23 protein-coding genes are annotated in these 23,409 nt (G+C 39.2%); 5 read left to right on the forward strand and 18 right to left on the reverse strand.

From position 1 onward, the window contains the following. Positions 1-3: 3 nt before the first annotated feature. From ACH33_RS11835 to cotE, 17 genes are all read right to left on the reverse strand, one after another. Positions 4-546, reverse strand: coding sequence for a hypothetical protein (locus ACH33_RS11835; protein WP_057899207.1), 543 nt, complete (start codon positions 544-546; stop codon positions 4-6). A 22-nt stretch (positions 547-568) separates the two neighbouring features. Next, the gene (locus ACH33_RS11840) at positions 569-1,702 is read right to left on the reverse strand and encodes a pentapeptide repeat-containing protein (RefSeq protein ID WP_057899208.1); all 1,134 of its coding nucleotides are present in this window, start codon (positions 1,700-1,702) and stop codon (positions 569-571) included. A gap of 29 nt (positions 1,703-1,731) precedes the next feature. After that, positions 1,732-3,156 (reverse strand): contractile injection system protein, VgrG/Pvc8 family, encoded by a 1,425-nt coding sequence (locus ACH33_RS11845; RefSeq protein WP_057899209.1) that lies wholly within the window; start codon positions 3,154-3,156, stop codon positions 1,732-1,734. Positions 3,157-3,174: 18 nt separating this feature from the next. Next, on the reverse strand, positions 3,175-3,789 hold the full coding sequence (locus ACH33_RS11850) for a hypothetical protein (protein WP_057899210.1): 615 nt from the start codon (positions 3,787-3,789) through the stop codon (positions 3,175-3,177). A 24-nt stretch (positions 3,790-3,813) separates the two neighbouring features. Continuing rightward, positions 3,814-4,596: a hypothetical protein gene (locus ACH33_RS11855; protein WP_057899211.1), complete on the reverse strand. Its 783-nt coding sequence runs from the start codon at positions 4,594-4,596 to the stop codon at positions 3,814-3,816. Positions 4,597-4,624: 28 nt separating this feature from the next. Then, positions 4,625-7,270, reverse strand: a complete 2,646-nt coding sequence (locus ACH33_RS11860; RefSeq protein WP_057899212.1) for an Hsp70 family protein — start codon at positions 7,268-7,270, stop codon at positions 4,625-4,627. A 27-nt stretch (positions 7,271-7,297) separates the two neighbouring features. Beyond that, the gene (locus ACH33_RS11865; protein WP_057899213.1) at positions 7,298-7,987 is read right to left on the reverse strand and encodes a hypothetical protein; all 690 of its coding nucleotides are present in this window, start codon (positions 7,985-7,987) and stop codon (positions 7,298-7,300) included. Beyond that, complete coding sequence (locus tag ACH33_RS11870) at positions 7,984-9,261, reverse strand: hypothetical protein (protein ID WP_057900356.1); 1,278 nt, start codon at positions 9,259-9,261, stop codon at positions 7,984-7,986. Before ACH33_RS11870 ends, ACH33_RS11865 begins: the two co-directional genes overlap by 4 nt. Before the next feature lie 6 nt (positions 9,262-9,267). Then, positions 9,268-10,914: a PP2C family protein-serine/threonine phosphatase gene (locus ACH33_RS11875; protein WP_057899214.1), complete on the reverse strand. Its 1,647-nt coding sequence runs from the start codon at positions 10,912-10,914 to the stop codon at positions 9,268-9,270. A 53-nt stretch (positions 10,915-10,967) separates the two neighbouring features. Further along, positions 10,968-11,816 carry a PP2C family protein-serine/threonine phosphatase gene (locus tag ACH33_RS11880; protein ID WP_409359894.1) on the reverse strand — a complete coding sequence of 283 codons (849 nt, stop codon included), beginning with the start codon at positions 11,814-11,816 and terminating at the stop codon, positions 10,968-10,970. Then, positions 11,816-12,346 (reverse strand): FHA domain-containing protein, encoded by a 531-nt coding sequence (locus ACH33_RS11885; protein ID WP_057899216.1) that lies wholly within the window; start codon positions 12,344-12,346, stop codon positions 11,816-11,818. The genes ACH33_RS11880 and ACH33_RS11885 overlap by 1 nt, the downstream gene beginning before the upstream one ends. A gap of 42 nt (positions 12,347-12,388) precedes the next feature. Beyond that, positions 12,389-12,979 carry an FHA domain-containing protein gene (locus ACH33_RS11890; protein WP_057899217.1) on the reverse strand — a complete coding sequence of 197 codons (591 nt, stop codon included), beginning with the start codon at positions 12,977-12,979 and terminating at the stop codon, positions 12,389-12,391. Positions 12,980-13,032: 53 nt separating this feature from the next. Continuing rightward, entirely contained in the window at positions 13,033-13,485 is a 453-nt protein-coding gene (locus ACH33_RS11895) for a J domain-containing protein (RefSeq protein ID WP_057899218.1), read from the reverse strand. Positions 13,486-13,664: 179 nt separating this feature from the next. Then, a complete protein-coding gene (locus ACH33_RS11900) occupies positions 13,665-14,090 on the reverse strand; it encodes a hypothetical protein (protein ID WP_057899219.1) in 426 nt (141 codons plus the stop codon). Positions 14,091-14,275: 185 nt separating this feature from the next. Further along, the gene (locus ACH33_RS11905) at positions 14,276-16,441 is read right to left on the reverse strand and encodes a hypothetical protein (RefSeq protein ID WP_057900357.1); all 2,166 of its coding nucleotides are present in this window, start codon (positions 16,439-16,441) and stop codon (positions 14,276-14,278) included. 982 nt (positions 16,442-17,423) lie between these two features. Continuing rightward, a complete protein-coding gene (locus tag ACH33_RS11910; protein ID WP_236781877.1) occupies positions 17,424-18,332 on the reverse strand; it encodes a serine/threonine protein kinase in 909 nt (302 codons plus the stop codon). 108 nt (positions 18,333-18,440) lie between these two features. Next, positions 18,441-18,686 carry an outer spore coat protein CotE gene (cotE, locus tag ACH33_RS11915; RefSeq protein ID WP_057899221.1) on the reverse strand — a complete coding sequence of 82 codons (246 nt, stop codon included), beginning with the start codon at positions 18,684-18,686 and terminating at the stop codon, positions 18,441-18,443. A 232-nt stretch (positions 18,687-18,918) separates the two neighbouring features. Between cotE and ACH33_RS11920 the strand changes: the two genes are divergently transcribed. The 5 genes from ACH33_RS11920 (at position 18,919) to ACH33_RS11940 (ending at position 22,836) form a co-directional block, all read left to right on the forward strand. Continuing rightward, on the forward strand, positions 18,919-19,140 hold the full coding sequence (locus tag ACH33_RS11920) for a hypothetical protein (protein WP_057899222.1): 222 nt from the start codon (positions 18,919-18,921) through the stop codon (positions 19,138-19,140). A 90-nt stretch (positions 19,141-19,230) separates the two neighbouring features. Beyond that, positions 19,231-19,776: an RNA polymerase sigma factor SigX gene (locus tag ACH33_RS11925; protein ID WP_057899223.1), complete on the forward strand. Its 546-nt coding sequence runs from the start codon at positions 19,231-19,233 to the stop codon at positions 19,774-19,776. Next, entirely contained in the window at positions 19,773-20,954 is a 1,182-nt protein-coding gene (locus ACH33_RS11930; protein ID WP_057899224.1) for an anti-sigma factor family protein, read from the forward strand. Before ACH33_RS11925 ends, ACH33_RS11930 begins: the two co-directional genes overlap by 4 nt. 66 nt (positions 20,955-21,020) lie before the next feature. Continuing rightward, positions 21,021-21,992 (forward strand): ABC transporter ATP-binding protein, encoded by a 972-nt coding sequence (locus tag ACH33_RS11935; RefSeq protein ID WP_057899225.1) that lies wholly within the window; start codon positions 21,021-21,023, stop codon positions 21,990-21,992. After that, the gene (locus ACH33_RS11940; RefSeq protein WP_057900358.1) at positions 21,964-22,836 is read left to right on the forward strand and encodes an ABC transporter permease; all 873 of its coding nucleotides are present in this window, start codon (positions 21,964-21,966) and stop codon (positions 22,834-22,836) included. The genes ACH33_RS11935 and ACH33_RS11940 overlap by 29 nt, the downstream gene beginning before the upstream one ends. Positions 22,837-22,946: 110 nt before the next feature. Here ACH33_RS11940 and ACH33_RS11945 read toward each other — a convergent pair whose 3' ends face one another. Continuing rightward, positions 22,947-23,408: a YlbF/YmcA family competence regulator gene (locus ACH33_RS11945; RefSeq protein ID WP_057900359.1), complete on the reverse strand. Its 462-nt coding sequence runs from the start codon at positions 23,406-23,408 to the stop codon at positions 22,947-22,949. Between the last annotated feature and the right edge of the window lies 1 nt (position 23,409).

A 23,409-nucleotide genomic window follows, 5' to 3' on the forward strand; every position in this document is an offset into this window, starting at 1 on the left:
AGGTTATCCCCTCTCTTCAACGATTTCCTTTTCTACTTTTTTGAGCCGAATCCCCGTAAAATCTCTCCGCAATAAGCTTTCTGCCACATCCAGACTAATAAGAATGTACTCTTCCATAATCCCTTTTATTTTGAAAATTTTATAAGGCGCTGCTTTGCTTTCATCAATCACTAGCCTTTTTAACGTACCGTCTTTATGAAATTCAGTTTGCTCGGACAGACAATCTATACGAGGCGGCACAATCAGCCAGTATAGCTCCTGTCTCAACCGTTTCATGTCCTTTAGCATAACAGATTTAAAATACAGCTTCGGCACATACTTTTCTATGATTTGCTTGCCTCTATCAGATAGCAACGGAATAGGCTTTTCAATAAAGTCTACATATTCTGTTGTATCTTGTTCCCTAATTTGAAACTGAAGATTCAACTTGTCCATGTCACGGACTTTCTTTTTTGTCAACATCTCTTTTGTAATCACCTGGGATATACCCATCGGCTGGACAGCATCCTGTATCCTTTCATCCTGCGAAATGATAAAATAGTTCATCCTTTGTCCCCTTCCCTGGAAGTTAGAATTTCAAAATAATGCTTTCCCTTTGACTGTTATCGAGTCTTACTTTTTCAATATCTTCCACAGAGAATACCGCATTTTCAAGATTAGCCCCTTTGAAGTTAGTAGCGGTAAGGTTGGCTCCTACAAACACAGCGCCTTTGAGATTTGCATTTTCAAAGTCAGCTCCCTCAAGGTCTGCTCCTTCAAAGTTCACCGCAGTAAGTCCTGGCATTTCCCAATAGGTTGAATCAATTAAACCACTTAACCCTTCAACATCACGAAATATGGCACCTTTTAGATTACTTTGGCTAAAGTCGGCTTCACTAATTAGGCTGTGGCTAAAATCCGTTCCTTGCAAATTACAATGAGTAAATTTTGTACCAAGCAATATACACCCACGCAAATTACTTTTTGATACGTTACTGTGCTTTACATCTGCATATCGTAAGTCAATGCCTTCATAATCCCCGTGGGACAAATCAAGGTTGGAGAATACTTCATACGCGTACTCATACTCTAGCTTTTCTTCTAGCCATTCTTTCATCTCTATGGAATCTTTTACTCTTGTATCCTCTTTATAGACAATTTCGCTAATATCCAGGTATTCTCCGACCCGCACTTCCAATTCCTCTTCTCTCTCGATATCCGAATATTCGGGCAATGCGGTTGCCTGTGACATCGCATACTTGGCAAGACTGACAACATACAGATTGTATTTTTTAGCCTCTCTCAGCTTTATCTTCTCAATATCCGGTTTTGTGATGGCTCCCATGTATGTTTTACTTCTTTTTTCCAGTTCACTTTCTAATCGATCTAGAAATTGAAACGCCCAGCTAGCATCATATTCGATCTGGCATTCCTTTCGATCAAAAAACCAGGTATTATCAAAAGCCTCTAGTAAATAAATATGTCTTCCTTCCAAAATTTCCGTACGCAACATGGAATACGTAATATATCCGATGTTATTCTTTTCTCCTTGTGCTTGCATTTCTTTTATTTTTAGGCATAGTTGCTTAAAAGATTGGATAAACCCCTGAGCGAGTGCATCTTTATGCATTTGAAAGTATTCTTCCAAAGCGAACAGGCTTTCAAGACTTTTGCTTTCTACATCGTTTTCTATGAACTGCTGCACTACTTCCTCTTTAACCATTCTCTTTCTCCCTCCTCATTCTATAGCGCTTAGTTTGTTTTTACTTCCTTACCTGTGATGCTTGTGTTGCCATCCATCTTGATGTTGCTTTCCTTACAAGTTATATTGATCTCTTCTTTAGCAGACATGACAATTTTCTTTCCCGCGCTCATCGAGATATCTTCCTGCGAGACAATTTTGATATTTTTTTTGCTGAAGATTTGAATTCCGTCTTTTTCACTTAATTTGATGAAGATTTCTCCATCTTTTCCGGTAATGACAATCTCTTCCGGGCTAAGCATTATTTCTTTACCGGCCGCCGTTCTGAAATATTTAATGCCAGGATTTTCAAGCTTATTCTTTTCTCTGATCTCCGAATCTTTCCGTACCGAACTGATCGCAATCCCTTCTTCTTCTTTCTTGCTTGGAAAATAAATGCGGACATAGTCATTTATTTCCGGCATACAATACCAGCCGGTGTTTCCTTCTGCTGTATATACCGATGAATAAGGGAACCAGTATGCTTCGGCTACGCTTTGTTCCGGATCAATGTCAAGATGAACCTTGACATTGTCTTTTTCTACGTCGATTACCTTTCCCTGAAGAGACAGTCCTGTAATTCCTGAATGATAGAAGGTGTTCTGACTCATCCCTTTTTTTGAACATAAGATGTACTGATGCTTTAACAGGCCGTTTTTCATCTGTGTATATGCTTCGCAAACGAATAGACTTTTTCCTTTGAAATCTACCCTGCTGCCAATGTCAAGCACTTGATCTGTCTCTGCTTCATAGTAGATGAAGTCGTTTTCATCAACACTCTGGATGTAGTTCTCTGAAGCATTCCGGAAATCTGATATTTTTTTTCTTACACTGTAGTGAAAGTCCTCCAGCTTTCCTTTTGAGCCGCCTTCTGGCACCCCGAAGTAAAACTTGGGCCTGTCGAAAGTAGATGCCGGTACCAGCCCCGTGTTAAAACGGGAGGCCATTCTTTTTAAAAACTGCCAATCTGTCTCCTGATACTGCATGGTGAACTTTTCGATACGAGCGGCTTTTGAAGCTACATCCATAACATCCACACCTGGATAGTCAGAAGCTACTTTTTGTAGCAAAGCGGAATAAGGCATGTCCTTGTTTTGAAAAGAGCGGCTTTTCCGTTTAACATCTAAACGATACGTATGGGATACAGCTTCCACCTCTATATAGTAAATATCTCTAACTGCTTTCACTTCAATACTTAATACCATTCCAGTAAAGAGAGGGGTACTGTTGGACTGTTCATCTATCTGATTGATCTGGATCTGTGTGTGAGTATCAGTCATCTCGACATAACTATCCTTTAGCTCCTCCGGTACAATTCCCGTAAAGTACAATCTAGCATGATCATTGATTTTCTTCGTGATTTTTAACTCCAGCAGGTTGACGAGCTTATATGGAGATACCTGCAAATTGTTATATGTAATAACAGATAGACTCATATATCAGTTTCCCCTTTCTCATCGGACTATTTTCACCGAGTCCATAATTCCCATTGCTACAGGTTTCCAATCCTTCATCTCTTCTTCCGTGCAATTGAATGTACACAGGAGGGCTCTTCCCTCCAGCTCAGCAAAAAATAGTAAGTTATAAATGTTTACGTCCAATGCCGGAGCTAGAAAATCACAGAACCCAATGTTTCTTCCGTTCACATTTCTTACACCTTCTTCAAACCATCGGGCCAGTGGCTGCGTCTTTTTGATGACTTGCACCATGCTTTTTTTGAACGCCTCCATATTTGTATCATGTAGCGGGCTTTGTGTATGGTTGAAGGCAATGTTAATGGAGGCACTTTCATTTGTGTAGATCAGATTCGGCCTTCTTTCAGAAGGGTATTTCAAAGACGCAATTTCAGGAGGCATGACGATAAACGTCTCAGGCAAACGTAGCTTGACCTTATCCTCCAGTACACTTTTTTCCTCAAATGGGATGATTTCATCGTTTATTTCAATAAAGTCTGTTTGCACATCCTGCCGTACAGTTCCTTCATAACCATTATTTTCCTTGAAAATTCGAGCGAGTTCCTCCTGCTTTTCATTCATCAATTCAATAATTTTTTCATCCATATATTCCATCAGACTCACCATTCCTTGCTATACTTAATCCACAATCACTCTCTGAGGTCCGCCAGGTCTAAGCCCTGGCTTCGCTTTGCTCCCACCTTTGACCTCTTCCAAAATGCTTCCCAAATATTTATGTATCTGTCCATTCGAGTATTCCTTGTATCCTTTTCCCAACCTGTTTGCTATATAGTGAAGAATGAGTTCCCTGTCCACAATGCCCTGGTTCATGCACTGCATAGAAAATGCGATGTCATAAGGGTTTGGGTTTACACTGCCACTTTTTAATATTTCGGTTGCAAAGTACCTTAGGATAGCGGGGTTAAGGGTACTTTTTCTAAAACCGGAATATTTCACATGGATGATATTCACAGTATTGTATTCTGTAGCAAAGTCGGCAAAACTCTGGTATTCTGATCGTAATCTGGCTCCTGGCTTTAATTTAAACCGTCCCAGTTCCAGTTCATCCTGTTTTATCCGCACATCTTCATCCAGAAATATTTCTGTACCATAAGAAATGAAATCTGCGTGTACATCTTCTTTTTTAAACTGTATTTTAATTAAGATCTCTTCCCCTGTAGCACGGTAAGGGATTTGGCAATCATTTTCAAGCATATACATTCTGCCTCCGTGCTTCACGATTCCGCTTGTGATGGTAAGGCAGTCTTCCTCAATGAGGATCTCAGCCCCTACAACAACCCCATCCGAATAATCTTTAAACCGAATGTCGATGAAGTTCCTGGGATAATCCCTTAGACTCTCCAACATCTCTTTCTTCAAGATTCTTCCTTTCTTGAAGTTTGGATAAAGATCTAAAAACAATGACGCCTCCCCTTTCCTCTATATTTCATTATTTCCATCCATCAAAGTAATCCAATTCCGAGAGGTCGTTTTCAAAGGCGAAAAATTTCTTCTTGCCTAAATAAAGTTGTTCATTTTGTCTTGCAACGGGAACGACATGAAAGCCCCAATTGTCTTTGTCAGCAAACACAAAAAATTTCACTTCTCCATTTACAATGGAATCCGTATCGTCCTGAGGTATATTTCCACCATATTTCTCGGCGATGTTCCGGTACAATACAGGCTTATAGTTTTCAGCACAATTTATGTATACATACTTGTGCCGTATACTTCCCTCGTTTCCTTTTAAGTAGAATTCGATCTCTGTAACCCCAATCGGCCTGGATATGGATCCCTGAACCTGGCTCAGTCTTTCCTGGTTTCTGATCAACACTTTCTCCTGCCGATTATGTGTAAATGCAGTTAACGAATAAGGAACTACCGGGGCATGATTTGTGATGCTGGCCTCGATATATCCCGCTTTTTGGGCATTGAGATATCGCAAGGCTCCTCTCAAGCAGGATAACTTTAAGTCCGGCACCTTTCCCGTATCTTCTGATTTCTGTCTGAATTCGATACTCCTTCCTGGGACAAATTCCTTTAACGCTTCTCGGAAAACGTCAATTCTGCATGACTGACCTGTGAGTTTTATGATTGAATATTCCTGAAGCCTTCCCTCCTGGTAAAAGTCTTCGAGAAACTTACGAACGATTTCATAAATATCCGCTTTAATAAGCTGATTAATCTCTTTTATATTAAAGACTACATCTGGAACATCATACACATCCTTACATCGTCCATTTTCCCACACTGATAAGAACCAGCGATCCACTGCTGTGATTTTAAGGTCATTTTCGCGATAGTTCTTAGTTTCAGAATAAAACCGGTTTCTCAAAATACCGGTTTTCCGAAAAAATTCTTTTTTCATATCCTCTGCAATTTCCCACAAAAAATAAAAATTATTTCTTACCCTCTGATATTCATCTAATGTTCTGTTCTCATACTCCTTAAATCGGGTCGGAATTATTTTTTCCGCTGCACGGTAGTAAGCTTCAAATTTCTCATATACTGATCGAACCCCAAACTCATCTACATGCCGAAAAATATCCGTTCCAGGAATATCAATTAAGCTGTCGATATCAATTGCGCTCTTTCCATTACTGTAATAGTCTGCAAATACGATCTTCATAAATTGTAAAATCCGATAGGTGATGTTATTTCCTCCGAAATTCGTATCCCCGTTTTCATAGTTTGTATGAATATCAATTTTATAAGAGATGTGCCCATCTTCAATTCGAAACAAGCAGGAGGAAAGATCAGTGGTACCCCCACCACAATCAATGACAAGAGCTTTGTATTCTTCTCCATCTATAAAATTATTTTTCTCTATCTGATCAGCGATCGTATTAAAAAGCACCGCCATGCCTTCATCCAGTGCATTTTCGGATTCAATGTGATACTCCGGCAATATTTCAGTAAACATCTCGATAAACTGTGTTTTTAATTTTACCGGGCTGGATATATGTAGATTTTTAAAACGGCACTTAAACTGGTGCTCTGCCATCTTTATCACATACATGATATACGCTCTTAGAATATCGCTTCTTTTCACTTGCGCTGTGTTTCCCTGACCATCCATTACTTCCTCTATCTTCGTATAGCTGTTTACCCATCTCTTGATCCCATGAAATGTTGTAGCATGACCGCTGTATCCGTTCTTTTTCATATATTTCAGTGCTTCATAGCCGAAATTATACTTGATGTCTTGAGGTTCGGAGCAATCTATCACACTCACTACTGTCGGTAGAAGCTCTATCCATTCCTCCTTGGAAGTCGTATCAGGAAACATAACAAAATTAATGCTATTCAACCTTATCCTTCCATTTAACAAATCATTACTGCAAGGAGAAGATATATATCCGTTATCAAGAAAAGCTCCGGCTGTTGTGTTGGAAGTTCCAAAATCTATCGCCAGCGCTGTCTCTGTTTCCTCAAGCTCTCTAATCTCCAAATCTGCAATCGGTATCTTATAGTAGTGTAAGTTTGTAGGAGGAAGGGGTCTGTCCTCATAGTAGGTTTTATAAATATATTCTGAATCTTGCTTTCTAAAAAACAAAAAGCTGTAATTTCTGTTTCCGGTTCTTCTTATTTCAACTTCTTTTTCTGTAGACAGGTAATAATCCCCAACATCGTCTTTTACGAGATTGAGAATCGCACACAATTCGAGAGCATCATTCACAAGCAGTACATTAGATTCAACAATGTCATGTCCAACCTCCACACGATATTGATCCAGCTTGTCTACCTTTAACCCAGTATATATGGTCATTTTCGCTGGAATTTTTATATTTCCGTTATCCGACAGCGGTGTATTCAAATATTTTTTAAGGGCGGACTCTATTCTTTCAAACCCGTCTTTTTTAAAGCTCTTTATCAACAAGCTTTCTTCGGCACTTCTAAACTTTAAGATAGTATCAATTAGACTCTCCCTGTCTAACGTATTGATCAATCCTTTGACTAACTTTTCCTTGTAACATATGTTTCTCAGTTGAAATGTCGTCATCTCCAACAGTTCATCCCGTGTGTACCTTACTGCATTTCGTTCCCCTTCTCGGCTATTTTTATTTATATACAGCCTGTATGAATATGTGTTCATAGCAACCTGCCTCCCTTGCCTGCCTAATTAGTAGAGCGCAATGTTGTCCATTCGCATGGTTTCCGCGACACCGATAATACCAAAGTGGTTTTTCCAGTAAATTTCCGTATGAAAACGCACAGGGAGAAAAATTTCTTGAATAAGCTCAAGCTTTGCTTGAGTTGTCTCATTTTCTTCCTGACCGATGTAAATAAGCAACTCATCCTTTTCTTCACAATTTGCGTAAATGATGCAACTCTTAAATATTTTTCGCATCGTATCTCTAAACAGATATAACGCCTCGCCTGTTTCATATAGCCGCAAAATATTATGAGCGAGCACTTCCCTTTCTTCTCTATTAAATCGTCTTATTTTTTCTCTAACACTGTTTCCGAGAAGACCCCTTTCAATATCCCTGAGTACAAACTTGATATAATACTCCCGCTTGTTCATCCCCTGTATAAGATCAATATCCGCTAAAAAGTGAATAATGATATCAAACAAAGTGTCCCTTAACTCTATATCATCGTTGTTATTGGCATCGAACAGATCGCGGAAAATGTCGTAAAATCTATAGTAAGGATTGATTTCTACCTTTTGTTCAATAACCCGCGTATTAATCAATTCATTGCTTAGCTCCATATAGGGCGAATACACTTTAGCAGGAACGAAACGGATATACTGTTTCTCGATGCCAGACTGTTCCGCCTTTATGATTAAGTCCCATATGTAATTCAAGATAACGCTCCTTCACATTTGTATTCCGGAAAATACAGTTGTACCTCTGATACTAGAAAGCTCATAAGATCATAGAGGATAAAGCTGCTGCTTTCGCGTGCCTTGAATCGAAGCCGCATAATTTTTTTATCGCTTTCAACTCCCATATTATCGTTTATGAATCGGTTCATCCCGTAGGTTTGTTCCATTCCATGCGCCCGTTTGCTAATTTCTATATGCTTTAATTCAAGGTACCTGGAGACTTCAAACGAGTTTATGATCCTCACAATTTCCCCTTTCGCTCTGACGCTCACTGCTTGCTTCCGGGCAAATCCGCTAACGAAGCTGTTTTCTCGCTTGTTTGATACCAGCTCGTATTCTATCCTGCCGATGTTTGTTTCTACAGGTTGTGTGATTTTAAGCACATTCCATACCTCTGATTTTTCCCTAGGTGACACAATAATAAGCTCCTCTGGCGTTCGTTTGATGTAGCGTATTATCTCCTCGTTCCCCTCCACAAGGTAACCATGTTTTGTGCCCATTTTTCGCAGTGATAACACATGTTCGAAATTTACCTTGTCAGTAGCCGGAACTGGAAAGCCGATGTTTTTTAAAGGCAGCCTTTCTATATTCCATAAAGGGATCATATCGAGTTTTTTATATTTTTCATATTCTTCCAGATCGATTGTTATTTCCAGTATTTCTTCCTCTTCCTTTAGCGTTCCCTCACATCCCACCAACATGACATCAAAAAATTTATTCGCGTACGGATGGTTTATAGTTCTCCAATGAATTCCATTTATCAAGAAAATATTGTATAATTTCTCTATTTCGTGCATATAAGCTTCGTTCTGTTGAAGACGTACCTCGATCCTATAACGTCCTCCTGTGGTGATTATCTCTCCTGAAAATATTCTCTGGCTATCTATAAGTTTTTTTATTTTCATGAAGTTGCACTGTAAAAATATCGTCAGTAGACGAACCTCTTCCTTTCGATCTACTTTGCATGCCAAACTCTTCATATCATAAGTCTTCTCTTCTACATCTTCAGGTATCATCGGGTATAGAAATTCATGGACTGGATCCAATTTATCTCTAGAGCATACTGTCACATAAACATCATATTTCTCCTCGCTATCTCTCACCTCGTTAAAGACCCGTTCCTCCAACTTCCTGTTCATTTCTTCCTGATATTCCACCAGATTTAAAAAAACCCCTGTGATAATATTTTTCAGCAATCTACGTTGCTCAAGGTCTTCCATCTTACTTAACCTTTCCATTACAATGTCTTTCATGACCATTTACTTGATTCCTCCCGCTTTATTAGGTACTGCATCCGCTTCTCCCATGTCATTATTGAGTGCTTGGCCATTAGGAGTAGCATCTGAACCCGCTAAGCCGGCCTTTGGAATCGGATTTAGCTTTTCCTCGGCTTTCATTATCTTCCGTTCTATGCTTAGAACTTTTTCGAGCATGTCAATCTCCTGATAAACCTCCTGGGCCATAGTATAGGACTCAATGGCTTTCTCAAAATCCTGTGAGGAATAGCTCTTATCCCCTTTTTTTTCTAACTTTTCGCCATCCAGCTGCTTTTTTTCCTTTTCCAGATTGGATATTTTTTCCTCAACTTCATCCAATTTTGCTTTTATCTCTTTTTCCCCATTAGCAAAGGAAACTGCAATTGCCGCTTTCCTTGCTGTTTGATATGTATTCTTTGCTCCTTGGTAATCTTGTCTTTCAAATTTCATATCCCCATCTTTCTTCAAATTTAAGACTTGGATAAAAGATTGAGATTTATGTATTTTCTCCTCTAATTCTTTCATGTTAAAATCTTTACGACCTTGCATTTCTTTTTGCGCCTTCTCATACTTGCTTACCGCTTTCGCGTAATCGCCTTCCTTAAAGGAAGCGTCCCCATCTGTGATAAGCTGTGTTATCCTTTGTTTCTTACCGAGCAACTGAGCATGTATCTTATCTTTAATCTTTATAGCTGCATTCCGTGCTTCGCTGTATTCTTTTAAGGCTTTCGCATAATCCCCGTCCTGCACGAAAATATCCCCATTTTTCTCATGCTCGAACATACTGGCAACTGCTTCTGCTTTTTTCTTCGTGTTCTGTATCTTATATACGATCGCTCCTCCCCCAACTAATGCAAGAAGCAACAGTGCTAATGAGATTCTTTTTATTACTCTTATTTTTTTTGTGGGATCTTCTTGATAGGTCTTGTTTACAAAAATTGCGACTGCGGTATAATTATTTACTATCTTTTTCTGTTTACTCAAAAGAACGTCTTCCAGAATGTCAACCAATTCCGAAGGTTCTTTTACCTCTTCCATTGCATCCAGCATTTCGATGCCACTTACCCCCTCCCATAACCCGGAGGTACACAGCACCATCACATCTCCGTCTATCAATTGATACTTTTTCGATACAAAAGGTTCAAAATCATGGGGTTTTCCCATATAGTTCAGCAGGTTGTTTCTTTCTTCATGCTCTTCAATTTCATCTTCCGGTATCTTCTCTTCATCTGCCATCATTTGCGCAAGACTCTGATCCTTGCTTTTAAAATTGAGTCTCCCGTTCCTAAAATGGTACAGCCTCGTGTTGCCTGCAACGGCCCAAATCATTTTTGAATAATCCGTTACTACCATTAGCAGACTCGCTTTAAGCCTTACCCTTCTGCTCTCATCTTGCAACAATCTGTGAGCTTCCTGTATGTATTTTTTTATTCTCATTCTGGACATCGTAGGATTATTCATAAAATTCCCCAATATGCTTTTGACTGCCATTTCAGCACTTTCTACTTCCCTATCCGAATCGAGTCCGTGTGCTATCACCCAGCAGGCCATATCGTCAAGTTCCGTAAATGCAAAATAGTCTTTGTTATTTATGAAAGTACCTGCTTCAGATAGGAATGCTGTTTTAAACTCGCTGTTGTCCTTTCTCATTCGTACACTCCACTCCTCCTTTTCATTCAGAATTTTATCTGCAACCCCGAATTCTACCAGCCATTTTCTAGTATGATAACTGTTGCATTATCCTGGTTCCTCAGTCTTTTATATTCCACAGCTTCAATTATTTCCTGAGCAGCATCATAAGGAGAAATGTTCTTGGAAAGAATTTTTTCTAATTCTATTTCTGTTACACTGTTGTAAACCCCATCACTGCACAAAATCACCTTATCACCTTTATGTAATGGAATAGGTGCTTTACAAATTTCTATATTCTTAAAACCTTCATAGCCCAAGTAATTAATTAATCTCTTTCTCATCGGATGATCCAGTACATCATCTTTTGTAACTTCTCCCGCAAGATAGCGCTCCTCCAGCAAAGACTCCAAAATATGCTTTTGATTTATATTGATAAACTCACCATCTCTAAAAATCATGATGATGCTATCTCCTACAGCTCCCCAGTAAAGGTAGCCATCGGATATGACAGCAGCAACGAGTGTTGTTCCCCCCCTTGTTCCTTTGAAGTTCCGCAGAATCTCTGTATTGCTCAAACGGGAAGCTTTCGTAAAAAAAAGGGGGATGTTTTTTGTATTATTTAATTTTAAAAACTCCTGTATAAATGTAGTCACAGCAATGGTGCTTGCTACCCTTCCATTTGCAAGCCCACTGATTCCATCAGCCAGTACTGCTATCGTTCCGTTCGCGGTCGTTGCCGTCGAGAAGTAATCATCCTGCTCCTCCCGCCTTCCTATGGTTTGCCCATTGCCAATCAGGATATTCGGCTTTGCATCCCTATTCAGCAAAAGCCGTCTTACATAAAATAAAAGAAGAAGAGATATGATAAATGCCAGTACTATCAGGTAAGGTAGCAATTGCTGTTCTTCCATGATGATCATCATTCCTTGCCCGCCGCATTGCTTTCCCATTCAAAATGAGAGCCACATAAAGGAATAAATATAAATTTACTTCTGCCCAGTTGTATCACATCATATGCGGTTAATTCTACAGGCGAATACACTGCTTCATTATTATGATAGGCAAGTCCTGACGCATCACCGGGCAACAGAAAAAAGTTCCTCTTTTTGGGGTCGTATACGATAACAGCATGGTTACGCCTAGAGATCGTATTATCTCCGATAATTCGTATGTGCATTTCTTCAGATCTTCCAATAAAATTCTTTTCTGCCATAATCCTATAATCCTGACCAATTTGAGGTCCTTCTATACATACTAACCACCCAGTTACAGGCTCGATTCCCTCTACTTCCCCCAAATATGGCATTGTCTTCTCATCTTCACCCATTGCCACCATTTTTCTATTTTCACTCTTTAGGACTGGCTCTATCACAATGTTGCAATAAGGGCATGTGCTGCCGTGTTTTCTTGTACTAAACATATGTCCATTTTTGCATCTTGCCAGACTCATACCATTTATTCCTCCGTTTATTTTGAATCAAACGATGTATTCTTATTTGAACAATATCCGTGTGTTCGCTATGTATATAATGTCACCTGAATCAATCCTATACGGTGTTTGATTCTCCAATCTTCTCTTTGTACTTTTGTTAGCTTTTTTTACTCCAATTCCATTTTTAGAATCAATATCCTCAATGTACCAATTTCCTGCAGCATAGTTCAGCACAGCATGTTGTTTGCTGATCAGCGACGCATATTCAGCATCAGATAAATCGATGTCAACCTCGTTTTGGCTTGAATTTTTACCAATTAGCAAAGAGGTTTCCCCCTGTATATACCATTCCTTTACACTTTCCCCCTCTTCATCCAAAAGAACAAGTCTTGTAATTCCTTTTTTTTCCTCATGTTGAACTGTAAAAACTCGGTATTTTTTTATCACATACCTTATCGTAACAATTAAAAGAAGAAGACTAACACCTATTTTTAAGCTGGTATTCATATTCAACCCATACACATATATAAGGGCAGCTACTGCTATTACTACAATCAAAATATCTACAATATTTATCCAGAAGGAGCTTTCCGTTTCATTTGAATTCCTTATGTATCGTTTAAAAAAATTCGCTACACCCCTCACATCCATTCCCCCGTTTGATAATTAATGCTAACTTTAAAGTAATCAAATTTAAATGATGATTATTTTTTGTTTACTCGGAAATACCTTTCAAAAAATTTTGTTGTATTAATAGAATGTTTATTTGTATTTTTTATACTCTTATTTTTCAATGTCATTTCCTTAGTTTTTGGGTTAAAACCAAAAAAACGTTCAAAATTTTTTTCCATATCCTTTATATCAAACCACTGATCCCCTCCATGTTCTCGGTGAACTTCTGCTTTTTTATCAGATTCTTGTTTTCCATTCGATTTTTCTTCCTTTACACCGTTCATTTTGGCATCATAGGTCTTTCTTAATGACTCGTCATACAGAATACGATATGCTTCATTAATTTCTTTAAAGAGTTTCTCGGACTCACTACTTCCAGAATTCACATCAGGATGATATCGCTTCGCCAGTTTTCTATACGCCTTTTTTATTTCCTCCCGGGAAGCATTTCTTTCAATCCCTAGTATTTCGTAATAATTTTTCATTTTCTTCATCCTTGCTACCCTTTTTTACCAACCATACTTTTCAAAGGAATTCCCAGGTGTATTTTCCTCTATTAGAAAAGTTTACTTTTATGGTTAGAGGTGTGCTTTTAAAAACACACCTCTAACATTTTAGCTGCTATTTCCTGGAAATTTGATATCCTTAAAAGCACATCATATAATTAAACGCTATATCCACCTTCAATTGTTGTTTTCTCCGTCTTATCTTTTTTCTGCTTAATTAAAAGATTAAATACACCTACACCTTCTGTATCTCCAAATCTTTCAGAATAATCTACCACAAATGCATTAGGGAAATGAATTTTCCGCACAACCTGGTCTGCAGCGATTACTTCCAAAGTAACCTTTCTGTAACAATCAGCCTTTTCAGCCGGTATCAGAGACCACAGTGCTAGCTTCATCGTGTCATCAGCATTATCTCCATCTGTCGCTGTGATGATTTTTCCTGTTATCTGGAGAGTAGCGCCTACATCTGTAGACCTTGCATTCGAATCATTGGGAGTATCTGTCTCATAAGTTACAGTCATGATGTTATCCATACCTAGTTCAATTGTTTCGGCTCCCTCTACTTTGAGTTTAAATCCCATCGAAGTAACCTCCTCATTATTAAATATTGCTCTCGAAAACTTGATGTGCTTTCGAGGTTTATGTTTAAAGGTGTACTTTTGAAAACACACCTCTAACATCCTTATTATTTTCCTAAATAAATACTTCATCTGGATTCTCTACAAGTTCGTTAACAAAATCGCTTTATGAATATAGCACCAGCTTTTTATGCTTTGGCTGCGCTCGTTGCTTTAGTTATTGTGACCTCAAGGTTCTTCACATTTCCATTAAACACAAGATCGATATGACACAAATTGTTTTTGTCATCAATGATATAGTTTATGTCGTCTCCATCCTGGATAATGGAGTTAATGAACCCCCGCGTACCAAGCCATTTGCTCTTCTGACTGCTCGGATTATTACTGAAAAATTTTATAATGTTATCATGTTTAAAATCGTTAGTCTGGAATCGGAGAATCCTTTCTATATAAGTGCTTACAAGCGTTTTATAGATCGAATCAAATCCATCCTCTGCCATTGCGAGGCTTCTCGCTTTATAAACAGTAATTCTTTTTATATCTTTTCCTTCTAGTTGTGCATTCTCAGAAGAGAAAACAAAACCAAAATTTTTTCTATTAATCGAGTCCTTGATATTATTTGTGAATCCCGATATTTCCTTGGCCATCGTTGTCACGGCTCTGAGGCCGTTATCCCCAGCTTCTATGTCAAATCGTACTCCAGGATATTCCCTGCTTACATTCTTAAAGTATTCTCTCAAATATTCCGGACACTGGTATGCCGCTACAATGCCAGCGGCCACATAACTGGCACCTACATAGACACCCTCAATCCACAGCTTAAGGATGTCTTCCTTCTCATGTGAGATCTTCACTCCATCTTCGGTTTTCAACATCTTACTATCAATAACAACCCCGGATTTATCTTTTGGAATAATCGTAAAGTTAGGAAGGCATGGAATAGCAAATTCACTGTATTCTTTTCTCACCAGTACCTGGCATTTATCTATGTACTTATCAATGCCGGAAGTAGCCATATTGTTAAAAGTGGTTTCTTCTCCCGTCACAAAACTAAAAAATATCTGTACTTTAAAATCTTTAACTGCATGAAGCAACATCGCCAAAGATTCCATCGTATTGCCGTCTTGTTTTACAATTTTTTTATTTCCCTTGAATCTCTCTCTACTTACTTTGGAATTTCCCGATGACTCTAATTCTACGGAAGGAACTATACCAAACCATACGGTATCCGAAAAATCATTCTTTGAGTTTACCGTATTTAGATACGTTTCCAGCCTCATTATGTTGGTACTCTTAACCATCATATCAAGCTTATTATTCGTAATCAGAAGCGAAGGCTGCATCCCCTTATTTTTTGTAGCATATTGGTCAAAAAACATTTTCACACCTAAAATCTTTTCCACTAAAGGCTTGACCGTTTTCACAAAGTCATCTTTTGCATTCTTGTAAAATTCAAGGTAAGTATTGTAGTTCTGCACTTCTGTTTCAATATCAATTTCAGTCTGAACTGCAGGTAATGGGCAAAAGGTGCGTACAACAAGGTCTCTCACATAAGAAGAAGGAGTTTCAGTGACAGAATCATAGTCTTCTTCAAAAATGGCGGCCAGTCCATTGGTATTCTCATCAATTACCATAAGTTCCATGCTATCGCTTTTAGGAGCTTCAATGATTTTTAACTCACCGTTGTCACCGATAGTGAGCATACCAACCTGTATATCTTCAGATTTATTTTCTTCCTGAGCCCCTCCAAGCAAAAGTCTTGTCTTAATATCATCAATAGCAAGTGGCAGCATGGCCATAACATTGTTATAGTTTCTACTTGCATCTTCGAACAAATGATTTAACTTGTCTCCAAGATCAAGCTTTTTAGGATCTCCTTCGTCTAATTCCTCATACTTACTGTATAAATAGTGAATTTCTTTTCTCACCTGTCGGATATCATCCATAACTTTTTTCGGAGATATCATGTCCAGTAGGTTTTCAAACTTAAAGTCTACATTGGTTATCCCCTGTATTCTCTTCGTATCAATCAATGTAAATAACATTTTTAAAAAATCATTATTCTGATCGATATGAATTTCAGATATACAATCTTCTGCGATACCTTCTGGCTTTTTCAATGTATACATTACTTTTTGGTTAGCTGCATTGTAGAAGGAGTATACCTTGGGTGAAAACTTATCCAAAAATTCGTCAAAACTTCTTACAACTAAATGCTGGTTAATCTCCTTGATTTTGTCATCACTCAAACTATCAATCCCTTTTACATCTCCTACGAGAGTAATAAGGTCAAGCTTCTCTGGATTAATTTCCTCAAACAGTATCGTTCTATTGGTCTGATGAATAATATCCATAATCTTCAGCCATAAAAATTTATAAGTGATTTCCATAAACAGACAAGCCGCTTTGGACTTTATGTATCCAAGACTTGTACAGCTAGCTACTATAAAGAATTTTTCATAGTACAACCCTCGTCAACTTATAAATTTTTATAGCCTCCTCCTTTCTATGTTTTTAGTGAATAACATAGTAAAAAAAAACTATTTTTAACAATCCACATATACGAGTAGCCATATTTAAAGTATGACTTATCAGCATCGACAAAAATAAATACCTTTATTTTGTAATATATACAATAAAAAACTTTTATTTAAAAATATGGAATGCACTTCTAGCATATAAATTAAACCTTTTCTTGGTATCGTGTCAATATAAAAAATAACAGTATAATTCTACTATTGTTTTATGCTATTTTTCCTATTATTTGATCTATCTTTTAAAGCTCTCTTTATATCTTGATCAAACATGTATATACTAGTATAGGAAATATTTCCATTTTAAAGATTAACTATAAATACCTATTTTATATTTTTTACCTAAAAAGGATAATTACACCTTATATATTCGGTATAATTTCCCCGTCTATTAATACCTAAAAAACATTTTTATTTACAAAATTTATAAAATATCCGTTTATCATATTTCTTATTATTTCCGATTGAGATTTTGTTAAAAAAATTAACATGTGGGTAGAAAACAGAAACAACTCGCGGCGTTTCTAATCTGATTTGCCATCTACGTCACGCCCTTCATAAAAAAAGGAAGGCTGGTGTACGCCTTGCAAATGTTTCTTCCTATAAACATGAGGATATTTAGGAGGATTCGAACTAAAAATAACCAGACTTTCCCAAAATCAGAAACAGAATTTTCTATACAAAAAGAACGAAAGGAAAAAGAAGCGCGATTCATCCCCCACCTATGCTAATGCTTAGAGGCGGGGGATCTTGTGCGATTCTGGATGAATTGGGATTGATGTATTGTTTGTTTTGAACCACCTTATACATTCATAAACTTTTTGATTCTCCGAAGGAGATGTTCTAGATAAAAAGCAATTTTAAAAAGTTTCAGTGAGTAGCATCTCTTTTTATAATTTACTGAAAGCCCCCACATAATCACGCTTGATAGCAGAGGCGTCACGTCCCTATTATAATGCCTTACATTTTTTATCCTATCCTCGATCAATCTTTCAGACACATCCAGAGGGGCCCTTCCGCTCAAATAATAGTATAATGTAGCCGCAAGACTATAAATATCCGAATATCTCCCTAACTTCGACTTTTCTGAATAAAATTCTAAAGGTGAAAAACCAGGGGTCGTAAATATTTTATGTTTGGGATCATTTTTATAATAAATAGCGGAGCCAAAATCAATAAGTATAGGCTGTCCGTCTGTACTGATAAGAATATTTTCAGGCTTTATGTCCCTGTGAATAATTCCTTTCTTATGTATAAAATCCAACGCATCCATCAAAGGAAGCAAGGTCTTATTAAAAAAGGCTGTCATAGAAACTTCTTTTTCTTCTATATATCTGTCAAGCGTTTTCCCTGGGTAATATTCCATAACAATATAGCCTGTCCCGTTCTCTTCAAAGTGATCAATATATCTAACTATGTTTTTATGACATAATTCTTTTATTATAGTAGCTTCATTAAAAAAAGACTCCATCAGTTCGTAATACTTCCCTTTAGAAGAGGGAAGCCGACATAAAACAGTTTTATCATCCAAATCTCGCAATACTAATGCTTTTGGAAAATACTCTTTAATAATTTGAATATCCCCACTCTTTGCATGACGACCAGTATAGACAATCGACAGTTCACTACAAGAAATAACGTTTTTTATTCTGTATGTATTCTTTAATAAGGTGTTCTTTTTAAGACAGATGTCACGGGTGGCTAATTCCACAGATTCCCCCTCCATTTACATATTTTACTTTTATTGTATATTATTCTAGTTCTGTTATCCAACGCAAGCAAGACAAAAAATCTGCCGCTTCTTTGTTATCAATTAAGATTATGTTGCATCCGTATTGTTATTGTAGGAATACCAGATGTTGATTTCGTACGTTCCGCTCACCTCTACTATTTCACCTACCTTATCCGCCCGGTACGTATGGTTAATAACCCAAGCACCTAAGATAGTGACCATTTTGTGGGATGGGGTAACGGTATGAGTGGCTTCGGAAAATTTTCGTCCCCGGCCACAGACGGCTTTCGTGACGATTTCCCGACGCTGCTTCTCTTTATTTGTACTCGACATGTTGTTACCTCCTCCATACAACGTTTCCCTACATGTGTATGCAGGGCAACCATCACGGGTGCAACCATATCCATTTCTTTCACACCTCATCCATGCCACCCTGATCAGCATCATGACTGATAATCCATAAGTATGCAGGGCAAGCGTCTTGGGTGAAAAGATTAATATCATACCATTCTTCCAAAGAAAGCATATCTTTATCTTTTTTGAATCGTTGTCTAAAAGGATTAGTATGAAAAAAAGGCTTGACTGCATAAGTGAAAATATTGAGCATGTATTATATGCATGGCAGGAAATCTCCAGTATTATTCAGGAGTCTTCCACTGCTTCTGAGGTGGCTACCGCCGCACAGCAACAGTCGGCTACGATTGAAGAAATGGCGGCCGGTGCTGAAGAAACGACGATTCTTTCAAACGAATTAAAAGCAGAGCTTGGAAAGTTTACACTGAAGTGAAAGTTTGTTCATTATTTTTTCCACGTCACGTGTCACAAAAACCACGCGAGCGGTTTCTATAAAGTGAACGGACGAGAAAGGAGGGAAAAAATGGAGGTTCGAGCAACCTTGATAAAAAAGCAAACTTCTTCGGCTGCGTCCGATAATTTCAAAGACCTGTTCAAAGCCTACTATCCTTACGTTGTGTGGCAAATTATGCGCATCATAAAGGATCAATCTCAAGCAGAGGACATCGCACAAGAAGTATTCCTTCAGCTTTATCACACAGATCGCACTGTCATTCAAAACATTCCAGCCTGGCTAACCAAAGCCGCCATATATGCTGCCTATAACAGCTTACGCTCAGAAAAGCGACGCACTGCGCGAGATAAAAAGCAAAATATCGAAGCAGAAACGTATAGTCCTTCTTCGGAAGAAAAATGGTTTCAACAAGAAGAAATTGCATCTGTACGACAGGTACTCATGAATATGGAAGAACGTGAGCGTACTCTTCTCCTTATGAAATATTCTGGCTTTACCTATAAAGAACTAGCACAGGCTGTCAACGTGGAACAATCATCTGTCGGCACATTGCTCGCGCGGGCTAAAACAAAATTTCGCAACATGTACAAACATATAAGGGGGTATGCTGAATGAAATGTCCGGATATCGGGTTTATTCAGGCTTACATAGACGGAGAAATAAACCGTGATATGCGCAAAGCATTCTCTGCCCATCTGGAGCATTGTCCAAATTGCCGCACTTCGCTGGAACAGGCAAAAAAACTAGAACAATGGGCAGAAACGGCAATACAAGAGGCTTTTACCGAGCCAAAGCGTTCCCATCTCTCCATTGACACAGATGCAGCCTGGGAACGCTTTGAACAGCGTTTGCAACACGAACTTAAACCTGTAAAAACCAAACGAAAAGGATGGATAAACATGAAGAAACCATACAAAAAACTCATGGCAGGTACTGCTGCTGCTGCTGTGCTTCTTGGCTCTCTGGCTATCCCACAAGTACAAGTGGCTGCAAGCCAGTTCCTCTCCATTTTCCGCATGGATAAAGTAGAAATGATTAAGCTGACCCAATCCGATTTACAAGAGATCGAAAGATGGGTCGCGGGAAATGAAAAAGGAATGAAAGAGATTAAAGGGATCGGTAAAATATGGGTAGGAGAACAAAATGGAGACCGTGGAACACGTACTTTTGAAAAGAGAGAGGATGCTATAAAGGCAGGTTACGCGCTCCCTGCAATACCGGAAGGATACAAAACGGAAAACATTTTTGTGTCTCCAAGCTTTACACTGCACATGCAACTGGATACGAAGAAAACAAATGCCTTGCTGCATCAGTTGAAAGCCAATGTAGAATTTGACGAAAAACTGGACAACAAACCATTCTCACTGACAGTACCGGAAGCCGTTCATATAGAATTGGTGCCTGCGAATGCTGACACGAAAAAAGCACACCCGTCTGCACACATTTCATATATGGAAAGTGGTGCTCCGCAAATACAAGTACCAAAGGATGTAGACTTGAACCAGCTTCGTGAAACCGTTCTGTCCTTGCCATTCATCCCGCAGAACGTAAAACAGCAGCTCGCAAGCATCCAGGACTGGCAGCGTACTCTGCCTATTCCGTATATTATAGATGAAAAACACCAAACACGCGAAGTAACCGTGCAAGGTGCAAAGGGGATCATATATGAAGCGGAAAACCAGACATTCCTTATCTGGCAAAAAGACGGTAAACTTCATTACATGAACGCATATGACAGCAAGAACGAAACGCATACAGATGCCTTACTCTCACTGGCAAATCAAATGAAGTAAAGTAAGTAGCAAAGAGCGGCTCCTGTAACAAGGAGGTGCTCTCTTTGTGCGTTAGGAGGAAAAAGATTGAAATCGGAGTATGTAATTGAAACACAACGACTAACAAAGCAATACGATGGAAAAGCTGGATGCCGCAACATCACGCTTCAGGTACCTCGCGGAGTCGTTTTTGGCTTTCTTGGCCCGAATGGTGCTGGAAAAAGTACATTTGTTCGAACTTTGCTCGGCCTGCTTATTCCAACAAGCGGGAAAGGAACCATTCTCGGCGCTCCTATTGGAAGCATCGAATCAAGAAAGCGAGTCGGTTATCTTCCAGAATTATTCCGCTATCCTGAATGGCTAACAGGTCGCCAACTGTTAGAAACCCACGCAGACTTATGCGGCCTTTCACGCACAGAACGCAAAACACGAATCCCATACCTGTTGGAGCGAGTAGGGCTGCATGGACGTGGAGATGAAAAAATTCGGAGCTACTCCAAAGGCATGCAGCAGCGTATCGGCCTGGCCTGTGCCCTTCTCTCTGACCCGGAGGTTGTTTTTCTCGATGAGCCAACATCAGCACTTGATCCCATTGGCCGCCGTGAAGTCCGTGAACTAATGGATGAATTACGTAACGAAGGCAAAACTGTTTTCTTGAACAGCCACCTGCTCAGTGAAGTAGAAAGCGTATGTGACCATGTGGCCATTATTCATAAAAGTGAACTTGTTGTTCAAGGGGACTGGCGCAAGTTGTCCGCTGTGAAACCCCAAGTGGATATGACAATCGGGCCAGCTCCCTCAGCGATATGGGATGAACTGTCCCCCTTTATTATCCAGAAAGAATGCACTGGTTTTACAGACGAAGGGCGTACCCACTGGCTGCTTACACTGAAACAGGAAGAGAATATTCCTGTTATGATTCGTCATCTGAGCGACAAAGGAATTGCAATTTACCAAGCAACTCCCCGTCAGCCGCATCTCGAAGATGTATTTATGTATTGGGTGAACAAAAAGGAGGCGCAAACAGCTCATGTGGACAATCGCGAAACTAACATGTAAAGAAATTTTATACAAACGAATTTTTTATATTACCGTACTCATGTCGCTTGCGTTTCTCCTGTTTTACGGAATAGCTACCTATTTTGCGGCCCAGGAAGCGACAGCAAAAGCAGGACGAGTGATAAATTCGCCTGACTTCGTAATAGTAGAAACATTTTTCGCAACGCAAATTCTCGGGATCGGTTTATATTTCGCTACATTTATCACAGCGTTGCTCGCCATTTTGAGCAGCGTGGGCAGCATCGCCAGCGAAATCGAAAGCCATCAGATTGATACGCTGCTCGCCAGGCCTATTTCCCGGCGTACCGTCATTTGCGGCAAATTCATCGGGTTAAGTCTCTTGCTTGCTGGATATGCTGCTTGCTTGTTTCTTGGGATTCTACTCATTAACCAGTTGATTGGTGGTGACATACTCCGCGTCGAAATTACGTTTTCACAAGCTATTAAAGCACTGGGAATCTTCATCGTGCAGCCACTCATTCTTGTCGCTGTAGCTCTTTTGTGCAGTAGTATGATGACGACAGTAAACGGCGGAATTGTTCTTATTATTCTATATGGAATTAGCTTTATCGGTGGATTTGTAGAGCAGCTAGGCGTTCTCATGGAGAAAACAGCAATGATGAATATCGGAATCATCTCCAGCCTACTTTTCCCAATGGATTCTCTCTTCCGCAAAATGACGATCTACTTGTTTGACACAGCAGACAATCCACTATCTTTCGCTGCCCAGGGTTTATTCGGCAGCCTGTCTGCCCCGAGCAATATTATGCTGGCATACACTGCACTATATGGTATCGCAGCCCTTCTTCTGGCAATACGCAAGTTTACAGCCCGAGATCTATAAAAAATTGTATTTTGTTCATAAAACCATAGAAAGAGCTGAAAAAGGAGCCAGCTTTATAAATGTAGCTGGCTCCTTGATTTATCAAACTTCGATGCATTTTTCTTTCTCGCTTACGAACAGCCGCCGCAGCCGTCGCTGATGCCTTCTGGCCTGGCCTTCGGGTATCCGGTGTCGTTGTACAGCGGATCACCGCCGGTAGATACGATAATATTTTCGGACACTTTATTGGCAATAACGCTCGTAACCATTTGCAACAACTCATTAATGTCCTGCTGCGTTTGCTTAAATTCCTGGACAATCGGAATTGTGTCCAGTTCATCCTGTAACGCGTCGATTTCTTTTTCGATTTCCGGGATTTGATCGTACTGGCGGCTGTGCTCCAGCTTAACAATGCGCTTTTGCTTCTGTTTAATTTGCATAATTAATCCCTGCACCCGTCCGTTGGCGCTGATTTTTTTCTCCGCCTGCTTAAACCGCTCGACTTCTTCTGAGTTTGCAATGAGCGCAGCCAGTTCTTTTGCCGACTCAATAATGGACGAGTAGTCATACGTACGTTCCTGTTTCTCTTCCATC

The organism is Aneurinibacillus sp. XH2, from assembly GCF_001439585.2.
GTDB classification, from domain to species: Bacteria; Bacillota; Bacilli; order Aneurinibacillales; family Aneurinibacillaceae; genus Aneurinibacillus; species Aneurinibacillus thermoaerophilus.

Bases quoted from the DNA above. Each gene is read 5' to 3' on its own strand.
- ACH33_RS11885 (WP_057899216.1), bottom strand. From the start codon at position 12,346: ATGAGTCTGGCAAGATGCAAAAATGGACATATGTTTAGTACAAGAAAA.
- ACH33_RS11860 (WP_057899212.1), bottom strand. From the start codon at position 7,270: ATGAACACATATTCATACAGGCTGTATATAAATAAAAATAGCCGAGAA.
- ACH33_RS11835 (WP_057899207.1), bottom strand. From the start codon at position 546: ATGAACTATTTTATCATTTCGCAGGATGAAAGGATACAGGATGCTGTC.
- ACH33_RS11895 (WP_057899218.1), bottom strand. From the start codon at position 13,485: ATGAAAAATTATTACGAAATACTAGGGATTGAAAGAAATGCTTCCCGG.
- ACH33_RS11945 (WP_057900359.1), bottom strand. From the start codon at position 23,408: ATGGAAGAGAAACAGGAACGTACGTATGACTACTCGTCCATTATTGAG.
- ACH33_RS11880 (WP_409359894.1), bottom strand. From the start codon at position 11,816: ATGATCATCATGGAAGAACAGCAATTGCTACCTTACCTGATAGTACTG.
- ACH33_RS11870 (WP_057900356.1), bottom strand. From the start codon at position 9,261: ATGAAAGACATTGTAATGGAAAGGTTAAGTAAGATGGAAGACCTTGAG.
- ACH33_RS11890 (WP_057899217.1), bottom strand. From the start codon at position 12,979: ATGGATGTGAGGGGTGTAGCGAATTTTTTTAAACGATACATAAGGAAT.
- ACH33_RS11900 (WP_057899219.1), bottom strand. From the start codon at position 14,090: ATGGGATTTAAACTCAAAGTAGAGGGAGCCGAAACAATTGAACTAGGT.
- ACH33_RS11845 (WP_057899209.1), bottom strand. From the start codon at position 3,156: ATGAGTCTATCTGTTATTACATATAACAATTTGCAGGTATCTCCATAT.
- ACH33_RS11920 (WP_057899222.1), top strand. From the start codon at position 18,919: ATGAAAAAAAGGCTTGACTGCATAAGTGAAAATATTGAGCATGTATTA.
- ACH33_RS11875 (WP_057899214.1), bottom strand. From the start codon at position 10,914: ATGAGAAAGGACAACAGCGAGTTTAAAACAGCATTCCTATCTGAAGCA.
- ACH33_RS11850 (WP_057899210.1), bottom strand. From the start codon at position 3,789: ATGGAATATATGGATGAAAAAATTATTGAATTGATGAATGAAAAGCAG.
- ACH33_RS11940 (WP_057900358.1), top strand. From the start codon at position 21,964: ATGTGGACAATCGCGAAACTAACATGTAAAGAAATTTTATACAAACGA.
- ACH33_RS11925 (WP_057899223.1), top strand. From the start codon at position 19,231: ATGGAGGTTCGAGCAACCTTGATAAAAAAGCAAACTTCTTCGGCTGCG.
- ACH33_RS11905 (WP_057900357.1), bottom strand. From the start codon at position 16,441: ATGGATATTATTCATCAGACCAATAGAACGATACTGTTTGAGGAAATT.
- cotE (WP_057899221.1), bottom strand. From the start codon at position 18,686: ATGTCGAGTACAAATAAAGAGAAGCAGCGTCGGGAAATCGTCACGAAA.
- ACH33_RS11840 (WP_057899208.1), bottom strand. From the start codon at position 1,702: ATGGTTAAAGAGGAAGTAGTGCAGCAGTTCATAGAAAACGATGTAGAA.
- ACH33_RS11930 (WP_057899224.1), top strand. From the start codon at position 19,773: ATGAAATGTCCGGATATCGGGTTTATTCAGGCTTACATAGACGGAGAA.